Origin of the sequence: Halomonas kalidii, from assembly GCF_030010475.1 — a bacterium.
Taxonomy (GTDB): Bacteria; Pseudomonadota; Gammaproteobacteria; order Pseudomonadales; family Halomonadaceae; genus Halomonas; species Halomonas heilongjiangensis.
Map to the genome: position 1 here is coordinate 20,253 of NZ_JASCQN010000023.1, position 10,708 is coordinate 30,960.

General features: G+C 69.8%; 10 protein-coding genes. 4 read left to right on the top strand and 6 right to left on the bottom strand.

The features are described from left to right. Positions 1-56: 56 nt before the first annotated feature. Positions 57-899, bottom strand: coding sequence for a methylenetetrahydrofolate reductase [NAD(P)H] (metF, locus tag QLQ85_RS04515; RefSeq protein ID WP_282737907.1), 843 nt, complete (start codon positions 897-899; stop codon positions 57-59). Between the two features lie 153 nt (positions 900-1,052). After that, positions 1,053-1,940 (bottom strand): aromatic amino acid exporter YddG, encoded by an 888-nt coding sequence (gene yddG, locus QLQ85_RS04520; protein WP_102628180.1) that lies wholly within the window; start codon positions 1,938-1,940, stop codon positions 1,053-1,055. A 187-nt stretch (positions 1,941-2,127) separates the two neighbouring features. On the opposite strand from yddG, the gene QLQ85_RS04525 reads away from it, so the two are divergent. Beyond that, entirely contained in the window at positions 2,128-3,024 is an 897-nt protein-coding gene (locus QLQ85_RS04525; protein WP_282737914.1) for an AEC family transporter, read from the top strand. On the opposite strand, the gene QLQ85_RS04530 is transcribed toward QLQ85_RS04525, so the two are convergent. Beyond that, positions 2,985-3,731, bottom strand: coding sequence for an AraC family transcriptional regulator (locus tag QLQ85_RS04530; protein WP_282737908.1), 747 nt, complete (start codon positions 3,729-3,731; stop codon positions 2,985-2,987). The genes QLQ85_RS04525 and QLQ85_RS04530 overlap by 40 nt on opposite strands. A 240-nt stretch (positions 3,732-3,971) precedes the next feature. Between QLQ85_RS04530 and QLQ85_RS04535 the strand changes: the two genes are divergently transcribed. Both QLQ85_RS04535 and QLQ85_RS04540 read left to right on the top strand, forming a co-directional pair. Further along, a complete protein-coding gene (locus QLQ85_RS04535; RefSeq protein ID WP_282737909.1) occupies positions 3,972-4,325 on the top strand; it encodes a DUF6152 family protein in 354 nt (117 codons plus the stop codon). Between the two features lie 9 nt (positions 4,326-4,334). Further along, positions 4,335-4,793: a hypothetical protein gene (locus QLQ85_RS04540; protein WP_282737910.1), complete on the top strand. Its 459-nt coding sequence runs from the start codon at positions 4,335-4,337 to the stop codon at positions 4,791-4,793. Between the two features lie 4 nt (positions 4,794-4,797). Here QLQ85_RS04540 and ahcY read toward each other — a convergent pair whose 3' ends face one another. The 3 genes from ahcY to metK form a co-directional block, all read right to left on the bottom strand. After that, the gene (gene ahcY, locus QLQ85_RS04545) at positions 4,798-6,207 is read right to left on the bottom strand and encodes an adenosylhomocysteinase (RefSeq protein ID WP_282737911.1); all 1,410 of its coding nucleotides are present in this window, start codon (positions 6,205-6,207) and stop codon (positions 4,798-4,800) included. 65 nt (positions 6,208-6,272) lie between these two features. Next, positions 6,273-7,964 (bottom strand): NAD-dependent DNA ligase LigB, encoded by a 1,692-nt coding sequence (ligB, locus tag QLQ85_RS04550; RefSeq protein WP_282737912.1) that lies wholly within the window; start codon positions 7,962-7,964, stop codon positions 6,273-6,275. Positions 7,965-8,057: 93 nt separating this feature from the next. Then, positions 8,058-9,278 (bottom strand): methionine adenosyltransferase, encoded by a 1,221-nt coding sequence (gene metK, locus QLQ85_RS04555; RefSeq protein WP_282737913.1) that lies wholly within the window; start codon positions 9,276-9,278, stop codon positions 8,058-8,060. Positions 9,279-9,519: 241 nt separating this feature from the next. On the opposite strand from metK, the gene QLQ85_RS04560 reads away from it, so the two are divergent. Beyond that, on the top strand, positions 9,520-10,708 hold a 1,189-nt coding region (locus QLQ85_RS04560; protein ID WP_282737385.1), incomplete at its 3' end, for a transketolase family protein.

Below are 10,708 nucleotides of genomic sequence, written 5' to 3' on the forward strand. Positions count from 1 at the left end.
TGAGGCCGGTGTAAAGAGGGAAGTGCAGCCGGACTGCACGCCCGGCCACGCCTGGGTCAGCCACAGATGTTATCCAGCACCCGCAGGGTCGGCCTGGCCTGGTTGAGGGTATAGAAGTGCAGGCCCGGGGCACCGCCATCGAGCAGCCGCTGGCACAACCGCGACACGACCTCCTCGCCGAAGTCGGCGATGGCCTCGCTGTCGTCGCCGTAGGCCTCGAGCTGCTTGCGGATCCAGCGCGGGATCTCGGCGCCACAGGCATCGGAGAAGCGCGCCAGCTTGGTGTAGTTGGTGATCGGCATGATGCCGGGCACGATCGGCGCCTCCACCCCCAGGGCACGGGCACGCTCCACGAAGTGGAAGTAGGCGTCGGCGCTGAAGAAGTACTGGGTGACGGCGAAGTCGGCCCCGGCCTTCATCTTGCGCGCGAAGTTCGTGAGGTCGTGCTCGAGACTCGGCGCCTGGGGGTGCGACTCCGGGTAGGCGGCCACGGCGATCTCGAAGTGGTCGCCGGTCTCCTCGCGAATGAACTCGACCAGCTCGTTGGCGTAGCGCAGCTCGCCGATGCCGCCCATGCCCGAGGGCAGGTCGCCGCGCAGCGCCACCAGGCTGTCGATGCCCGCCTCACGGTAGCGGACAAGCAACTCACGCAGCCGCGCCTTTTCGCTGCCGATGCACGACAGATGGGGCGCGGTGGTGATGCCCGACTGGCGTACGGCCTGCACGGTATGCAGGGTGCGCTCCTGGGTGGAGCCACCGGCACCATAGGTGACCGAGAAGAATCGAGGATGCCGCTCGGCCAGGGCATCGCGCACCCCCATCAGCTTGTCGCGCCCGGCCTCGGTGTTGGGCGGAAAGAACTCGAAGCTGATACCCAGCGGATGCTCTTGTGCACTCATCGATTCAACCCTCGTCGGTCGCCGGTCTCGGGCAACGCTGCTCTGTCATTGATAGGTGATAGGGTCGCATTGTGCCGACCGGGCGTCCCCCCGGCCAATGAAAGTTTCCGGGCGGCTGTATCGATTTCATTCATACAGCCGGCCAGAAGGCCTTCAGCCGGCCCGCGGCCAACGCAACCATCCGCTACCGACCAGCATCCCCAGGGTGATCAGTATCGCCGCCAGCGCCAGCAGCGGCGAGGCCGTGGCATAGCCCGCCGCGATCAACACCAGGGTCGAGAGCAGCGGCGTGAAATAGGCCAGCAGCCCCAGCAAGCGCAGATCGCCATGTTTCACGCCCAGGTCCCAGGTAAAGAAGGCACTGCCCACCGGCCCCAGGCCGAGGCCGATCACCCCCAGCCAACCGATGCCCTGCGGCCAGCGGCTCGGCTCGAAGAGCAGGTGGCACAGCGCCGCCAGCAGCGCCGTGGCCAGGCAGAAGCCGCCCACCGCCGCGGTCGGCACGCTACGCGTGGCCCGCGACAGCACCGAGTAGCCGCTCCACACGAAGGCACAGGCGAAGGCCGCAACGTAGCCCAGCGTGCTGCCGCCGACATCGACATCGCCACCGACCAGCAGCGCCGCCCCGGCGAAGCCCAGCAGCGCGCCGACGAGATGAATCGCCTTCAAGCGCTCGCCGGGCAGCAGCGCCACGAAGATCACGATCAGCAGCGGCCACAGGTAGCTGATCAGCCCGGCGTTGGCCGGTGGCGCGTTCTGCTGGGCGACGAAATAGAGCGCGTGATAGCCGAATAGCCCGCCCACGCCCAGCGCCCAGACCGCCGGCGGCTGCCTGAGCGGCGCCACCAGCGACTCGCCGCGCAGCCCGAGCCACACCGCGAAGCAGGCGAAGGCGATGGCAAAGGCCAGGGCGGTGAGCAGGAAGGGCGGCACCGGACCGGCGAGCTGGGTCAGCGTCGCCAGCAGGGCCCAGTTGAGCACGGTAGTGGCGCCGATGGCGGTGGCACGGGAGTCGGGAACGGGGACGCTGGTCGTGGTCATGGGGGCATCGTGCGTCAGGCAGTGAAGAACACAGCCTGCCAGGCGCGATACGACGGGACTTGTCGAATCCTGACCGCTGTCTACACCCTGACAGCGTGGCCGCCAGCAGGCATGATGGGCCTCTTTACATGAGAGAATTGCGATCGTGGAACTCGACCTCGGCGCCACCCTGCTGGGCCCCCTGTGGATGCTGCTCGCCTTCGTCGGCCTGGGCTGGCTGTGCGCGCGGCAGTTGGCCATCGATCCGCGGCCCATCGCCACCCTGCTGATCTACATCGTCGCCCCGCTGACCTTCTTCCGTGGCCTGACCCTGGGCGGGCCCACGCCTGGCTACCTGCTGCTGACCCTGGGGCTGTTCGCGACGGCCAGCCTGATCGCCATCGCGGTCGGCCGCCTGGCGAGGCCCGTCTTCCCTGCCCAGGAGGCCGCCGTGCTGGCCTTTTCCGCCGGCACCGGCAATACCGGCTACTTCGGGCTGCCCATCGCCATGGTGCTGCTGCCGGCGGAGGGCGTGACCCAGTACCTGTTCTGCCTGCTGGGCATCACCCTCTATGAATTCACGGTGGGCTTCTACCTCAGCGCCCGGGGGCAGTTCTCGGTACGCCAGAGCCTGGTCAAGATCCTCCGCCTGCCGCTGATCTATGCCTTCCTGGCGGCGCTGCTGGTCAGTGGCCTCGGACTGACGGTGCCGGCGGCGGTGATGGGTGGCCTCGACGTCTTCCCGTCGACCTACACCCTGCTGGGCATGATGATCATCGGCATGACGCTGGGCCGGGTCTCCATCAGGGAGTTCGACATGCGCTTCATCGGCGCCTGCGTGGTCGTGCGCTATGGCCTGTGGCCGCTGCTCGCCGGCGTCGCGGTACTCGCCCTGCAGGCCACCCTCGGCATCTCTGCGGAGCTGGCCCTGGCGCTGCTGCTGGTCGGCGTGGTGCCGATGGCCGCCAACGTGGTGGTGGTGGCCATGGAGCTCGCGATCCGCCCGGAGAAGGGCGCCATCGCCGTGCTCCTGACCACCCTCGCCGCGCCGCTGCTGATCCCGCTCTACCTGGCGGGGCTGCTCCGGCTCACCGGCCTGCAATGAAGGCGTCGCCACTGCCGCGGGGAGAACCCATGTCGCGCGCGGAAGACCCGCGAGAAATGCGCCGCATCGGCGAAGCCGCAGGCCAGGGCGATCTCGGTGAGACTGGCGGTCGACTCGCGCATCAGTTCCCGCGCCCGCCCCAGCCGCCGCTCCACCAGCCAGGCATGCGGTGAACGACCGGTGAGCGCGCGGAACTGGCGGGCGAAGGCGGCCTCGGCCAGGTGACAGCGGGCCGCCCAGTCGCGAACCCGCCAGGGCCGGGCCAGGTCGGCCTCGATCTCGGGCAGCAGCCGCACGAGCCGCAGCCGCGGCTCGTGCACGAACGGTGCCGCCTCGCACAGCACCTCGCTCAGCCAACCCACCAGCGCCGGGGCGTCGGTGGCCCCCAGGTGCCGCCCCCGGGTCACCAGCGTCGCCGGTAACCGCCGCGGCCGACCCTCGAACAGCGCCTCCAGCCGCAGTGTCTCGCACCAGGCCACCGGCAGGTCCAGCACCAGGGTGGCGTTGTCGCGCGGCGCCAGGTAGTGATGCTCGTCGCCCGCGCCGATGGGGGCCAGCACCCCCGGCTCGACCCGCACGCCACGACCGCCGACCTCGAGCTCCACGCCCCCCTCCAGCCCCAGCAGCAACTGGTGGAAGGCGTGGCGATCGGTCAGCACGCGGTCGGGGTAGGCGCGCGTCTCGATGACGGGGCGAGCCACGCTCATGGGGCAACCCTTTAATGATCGGCCGAACGAGAAAACAACGGGCACCATGTGGCACCCACCGCCTTATTCTGGCACAGCTCACCGACGAAGGCGCCCCATGGGACATCCCGGCAGGGCAATCGCAGTTGGACATGACGAGAGGCGCCGAGTGCAAACTAACAGCGATAGTCCTGGGCCCGCCTTGCAGCTCACCCGGGTGCGGCTAGCCTGAAGGAACACCCACAAACGGAGGAATCGAGCATGCGACGGCGATCCTTGTTGCTGGCGGCCCTGAGCGCCCTGCTGCTGGCCATCGCCCCGGCCCAGGCCCACCACGGCTGGACCGGCGGCGAGACCATCGAACTGACCGGCACCATCACCGCGGCGCGCCTGGGCAACCCCCACGGCGAGCTGACCCTCGACGTGGAGGGCGAGCAGTGGACGGTGGAGGTGGGCCAGCCCTGGCGCAATGCGCGGGCCGGCCTGGAGGACGGCGACCTCGCCGAAGGCGTCGAGATCCGGGTCTCGGGCGAGCACGCCGGCGAACGGCTGATGAAGGCCGAGCAGCTGTGGATCGGTGACACCCACTACGTGCTCTACCCGGGGCGTATCTGAGCCCCGCAGGTGGAAGAGCTGCTCGCCCGGCTGGCAGCCACCTCGCTCGCCGAGTGGATGCGGCTGTCGCGCTGGGGCTATGCCGGCGTCAATGCGCTACACGTGCTGGGCATCGCCCTGCTGGTGGGCGCCATCGTGCCCCTCGACCTGCGTCTGCTGGGGTGGCGGCGCCGGTTACCGCTGACGGCGCTGGGGCAAGCGCTGCAACCGGTGGCCATCGCCGGGCTGCTGCTGGCGCTGACCACCGGCGCGCTGCTGTTCCTCGCCGACCCCGCTGGCTATGCCGCCACGCCGCTGTTCCTTCTCAAGCTGACACTGGTCGGCCTGGCCGTCGCCAATGCGCTCGCCCTCAACCTGGGCCCGGGGCTTGCCGGCGCCGCGCCCCGGCGGCTGCGCCTCGCCGGAGGGCTGTCGCTGGGGCTGTGGTTCGCCGCCCTGGCGGCGGGACGCTTCCTCGCCTTCGTCTGAGCCCCTAGTAACGGTAGGAATCGGGCTTGAAGGGCCCCTGGGCCGGCACGCCGGTGTAGCGCTCCTGAGCCTCGGTCATGCGGGTGATCACCCCGCCGAAGCCCTCGACCATGTAGCGGGCGACCTCCTCGTCGAGATGACGCGGCAGCACGGTGACCGCTAACGCCGTGCGCTTGTCGTCCGCGGGCAGCTCGGCGAAGCGCCGCTCGAAGAGGTGGAGCTGCGCCAGCACCTGGTTGGCGAAGGAGCCGTCCATGACCCGCGACGGATGGCCGGTGGCGTTGCCCAGGTTCACCAGGCGACCCTCGGAGAGCAGGATCAGGTAGTCGTCGCTGGTGGGGTCGAAGTCGCCCGGGGTGCTGTCGCGGTAGATCTTGTGCACCTGTGGCTTGACCTCCTCCCAGTGCCAGTGGCGGCGCATGTGGGCGGTGTCGATCTCGCTGTCGAAGTGGCCGATGTTGCACACCACAGCGCCCTTCTTCAGTGCCTCGAGCATCGCGGCGTCGCAGGCGTCGATATTGCCGGTGGCGGTGACCACCAGGTCGATCCTGGCCAGCAGGCCGCGGTCGACGCTCTGCGCCCCGCAGTTGATGCCGTCGAGATAGGGCGAGACCACCTCGAAGCCGTCCATGCAGGCCTGCATGGCACAGATCGGGTCGATCTCGGCGACCTTGACGATCATGCCCTCCTGGCGCAGCGAGGCCGCCGAGCCCTTGCCCACGTCGCCGTAGCCCACCACCAGCGCCTGCTTGCCGGCCAGCAGGTGGTCGAGGCCGCGCTTGATGGCGTCGTTGAGCGAGTGGCGGCAGCCGTACTTGTTGTCGTTCTTCGACTTGGTCACGGCGTCGTTGACGTTGATCGCCGGGACCCTGAGGGTACCGTCGCGCAGCATCTCCTGCAGGCGATGCACCCCGGTGGTGGTCTCCTCGGAGATGCCGTGGATGGCCTCGAGCAGCTCCGGGCGCTTGTCGTGCAGCAGCGCCGTCAGGTCGCCGCCGTCGTCGAGCACCAGGTTGGGCGCCCAGCCGTCGAGGCCCTCCACCGTCTGTTCGATGCACCACCAGAACTCCTCCTCGGTCTCGCCTTTCCAGGCGAACACCGGGATGCCGGCGGCGGCGATGGCGGCGGCGGCGTGGTCCTGGGTGGAGAAGATGTTGCACGACGACCAGCGCACCGTCGCGCCCAGGTCGATCAGGGTCTCGATCAGCACCGCGGTCTGGATGGTCATGTGGATGCAGCCAGCGATGCGTGCGCCGGCCAGCGGCTGCTGCTCGCGATACTTCTCGCGGATCGTCATCAGCGCCGGCATCTCGGTCTCGGCGATACGGATCTCGCGTCGGCCCCAGTCGGCGAGGCCGATATCGGCCACCTTGTGGTCCTGGGCCTGCAAGGCGGATACGGCGGACTGACTCATGCGTCACCTCATCTCGTGCGAAAAGCGAGACCTTCACTATAGGCAGGGAACGCAGGCACCGACAATCAACGCGCAAAGCCCTCGATGCCGGCCTCGCCGAGCCGGCCCGCCAGGCGCTGCACCTCGGGATGGGCGAAGAAGTCGGCGAGTGCCCGGGCCCGTTCCGGCCCGACTCCCGGCAGCGCGAGCCAGTGCGCCTCGCGGCGTTCGGCCAGCCCGACCCAGTGCGTTTCCTCCTCGGACTCGAGCCCCGGTGGTGGTCCGAGGGCCACCAGCCAATCGGCGAAGGGGCGCTTCCGGGCCCCGTGGAAGGCCGCCGCCAGGCGCCGGGCTCGGGCCTCGCCGATGCCCGGCACCTCGACCAGCGCCGCGCGGTCGAGCGTCATCCAGGCCAGCAGGCCATCGAGCAGGCCGGCGTCGAACAGCGCCTGCCAGGTACCGGGCCCGACGCCCGGCAGGTCGAGCCCCTGCCGGCCGCCGAGCCAGGCCAGCCGCTCGAGGAACTGCCCTTCGCAGCCCGGGGTCGGCCGCCAGCAGCTCAGCGCATGGAACCTCGTGTCGTCGGGCGGCGTCACTGCCAATCGCTCACTCCCCCGCCAGACCACGCCCTCGAGACGCGGAATCGTCAGGCCCGCCAGGGCGATGGCCACCCGGTCACCGGGGCGAATGTCCAGCTCCCGCCAGCGCGCGAGCGAGCCGACACCGACCCGGCGGATGACGCGATCGTCCAGTTGGGCGGGTACCAGGTGCAGCAGCGGCGTGATGCGTCCCGTGCGGCCGACCCGGAACTCGACACCACGCACCGCGGCCAGGGCCTCCCGGGGAGGGTGTTTCCAGGCCACGGCCCAGTCGGGCGGCTCGGCTCGCCACTGGCCACCCACCGGGCGGCTGCCCTGGCGCAGCACCACGCCGTCGGTGGCGAAGGGGAGCGCCCCTCGGTACCAGGCCTCCCGCCAGCGCCGGACCTCGTCGAGGTCACCAACCGGATGGGTCAACGCCGCGCTGTCGGTGAACCCCATGGCGGCCAGCCCCTCGAGACGTTCGGCCATGGCCGCCGGGCCGTTCGGCCAGTCCCAGACGAAGAGCCCGATACGGGCGGCATCGGTGTCGTCGAGGGTATCCCTGGCCATCAGCCCGGCCACCGCACTGCGCGCCCCGGTACTGCCCTGCTCGGCCTGCACATGGGCGTCCCGACGGAGGTAGAGCTCGCCCTGGAGTAGCGGCGAGCCATGCGCCGCCAGCCGCTCCGGCACGGCCGGGATCCGCCGCACCTGCGCGGTCCAGTCCTGGCCATGGCGGCCATCGCCGCGACTGATCGCCCGAACCAGCCGGCCCTCCTCGTAGACCAGGGTCACCGCCACCCCGTCCACCTTGGGCTGGATCCAGGCGTCGTCGCGGCGCGCCAGCCAGCCGCGCACCGCGCTCTCGTCCGTCAGCTTGGCCAACCCCGTCTGGGCCACCGGATGGCGGAGCTCGCCGCCCTCCCGGGGTGGCTCGGCCGTGGCGGCCGGTGACACCTCGGGGAAACAGCGGCGCCAGAGGTCGAAACGGCCCCGCGCCTGGTCGTAGAGGTCATCGCTGACCGACGACTCACCGCGGCGGTAGTAGGCGTCGTCCCATTCGGCCAGGCGCTGTGCCAGGAGCGCCATCTCGCGCTCGGCGCGCGCCGCAGGCCAGTCTGGGCAGGCATCGGCCGGGCCCGATGCGGCCGCCGGCATGGCCAGCAGCCAGACGACAAGACTCAGCAGGACAGGCATGGCGGGCATCCTCGGCGAGACGATGCCCTGACCATAGCAGCAGGCCCCGCGCGGCGAAGCCGGCGGGGCCTGTCATTTGCTGTAGGCGATCGCCTACAGACCGGCGGCCTCGCGCAGGGCCTGAGCCTTGTCGATCTTCTCCCAGGGGAAGGCGGTGAAGGTCTCGGTCTGCTCCTGGCCCTGGGTATCGGTCCAGGTGTAGCTGGTCTCGAAGGGCTCACGGCCGAAGTGACCATAGGCCGCGGTCAGGCGATACATCGGATGCAGCAGGTCGAGCATGCGGGTGATGGCGTTGGGCCGCAGGTCGAAGTGCTCGCGCACCAGCTCGATGATGCGTTCGTCGTCGATGCGGCCGGTACCGAAGGTGTTGATCGACACCGAGGTGGGCTCGGCCACGCCGATGGCGTAGGAGACCTGGATCTCGCACTTCTCGGCCAGCCCCGCGGCGACCAGGTTCTTGGCCACGTAGCGACCGGCGTAGGCGGCGCTGCGGTCGACCTTGGACGGGTCCTTGCCGGAGAAGGCCCCCCCGCCGTGGCGCGCCATGCCGCCGTAGGTGTCGACGATGATCTTGCGACCGGTCAGCCCGCAGTCGCCCACCGGGCCACCGATGACGAACTTGCCGGTGGGGTTGATGTGGTACTGGGTCGATTCGGAGAGCCACGCCTCGGGGATCACCTGCTCGATGATCTCGCGCTTGACCATCAGCCGCAGCTCCTCCTGGTCGATGCCCGGATCGTGCTGGGTGGAGAGCACCACGGCGTCCACGCCGCAGGGCTTGCCGTTCGCGTCGTAGCGAAAGGTCACCTGGCTCTTGGCGTCCGGACGCAGCCACGGCAGCAGGCCGTGCTTGCGCAGCTCGGCCTGGCGCTCCACCAGCCGGTGGGCATAGTGGATCGGCGCCGGCATGTAGGAGTCGGTCTCGTTGGTGGCATAGCCGAACATCAGGCCCTGGTCGCCGGCGCCCTGGTCCTCTGGCGTGGCCCGGTCCACGCCCTGGGCGATGTCCATGCTCTGCTTGCCGATCAGGTTGAGCACGCCGCAGGTCTCGCCGTCGAAGCCGACATCCGATGAGGTGTAGCCGATGTCCAGGATCACCTGGCGCACCAGTTCCTCGAGATCGACCCAGGCCGAAGTGCTGATCTCGCCGGCGACGATGGCCACGCCGGTCTTCACGAGTGTCTCGCAGGCCACCCGGGCGTGCTTGTCGCGGGCGATGATGGCGTCGAGCACCGCATCGGAGATCTGGTCGGCGATCTTGTCCGGGTGGCCCTCGGAAACGGACTCGGAAGTGAACAGGGAGTAATCGCTCATGGCGTCCTCGACCCTTCTTGTAACGGCAATTAACGGCAATAGGCAGTCGCGAAGTCTACACCCTACCTTTATCTGCTGACACCCGCCATTTGATGCCGAACGTCAAGTCGGCGACAATAGGCGCCCGATTTCGAGCACGCCGCCCCGTCCCGCGGCGTCACCCAGCCAGAGCGCGCGCCCGGCCAGCCCCCTTGGCCCGGCAGCGCCATTGCTTATTCTGCCGCAGGCGAGGAGCTTCCCCATGCCGTCCCGTTTCGAACTGGCCAATGCCATTCGTGCCCTCTCCATGGATGCCGTCCAGAAGGCCAACTCCGGCCACCCCGGCGCGCCCATGGGCATGGCCGACATCGCCGAGGTGCTGTGGAACGACTACCTCAAGCACAACCCGGCCGACCCGGCCTGGCCCGATCGTGACCGCTTCGTGCTCTCCAACGGCCACGGCTCCATGCTGCTCTACTCGCTGCTGCACCTCACCGGCTACGAGCTCGACCTCGAGCAGCTGCAGAACTTCCGCCAGCTGCATTCGAAGACCGCCGGCCACCCCGAGTTCGGCTATGCCCCGGGCATCGAGACCACCACCGGCCCGCTCGGCCAGGGGCTCGCCAACGCCGTGGGCATGGCCATCGCCGAGCGCACCCTGGCCGCCCAGTTCAACCGCCCCGGCCATACCGTCGTCGACCACCACACCTGGTGCTTCGTCGGCGACGGCTGCCTGATGGAGGGCATCTCCCACGAGGTCGCCTCGCTGGCCGGCACCCAGCGGCTCGGCAAGCTGATCACCTTCTACGACGACAACGGCATCTCCATCGACGGCGAGGTCGAGGGCTGGTTCACCGACGACACCGCCCAGCGCTTCGCGGCCTACGGCTGGCACGTGGTGCCCAACGTCGACGGCCACGACCCCGACGCGGTCAAGGCCGCCATCGAGCTGGCCAAGACCCACGCCGACAAGCCCAGCCTGATCGTCTGCAAGACCGTGATCGGCTTCGGTGCCCCCAACAAGCAGGGCAAGGAGGAGTGCCACGGCGCGGCGCTGGGCGAGGACGAGGTCGCCGCGGCGCGCGTGCAACTCGACTGGCCCCACGCCCCCTTCCACATCCCCGAGGAGATCTACCGCGGCTGGGACGCCCAGGAGCAGGGCCAGGCCCGCCAGGCCGAGTGGCAGGCGCGCTTCGACCGCTACGCCGAGGCGCACCCCGAGCTGGCCCGCGAGTTCCAGCGCCGCCAGAAGGGCCAGCTGCCCAGCGAGATCACCAGCGAGGCGCTGATCGAGCAGGCCCAGGCCAAGGGCGCGAGCGTCGCCTCGCGCAAGGCCTCGCTGGGCTGCCTCAATGAGCTCGGCCCGCAGCTGCCCGAGCTGCTCGGCGGCAGCGCCGACCTGGCGCCCTCCAACCTGACCTTCTGGGACGGCGCCCGCGCGATCACCGCCG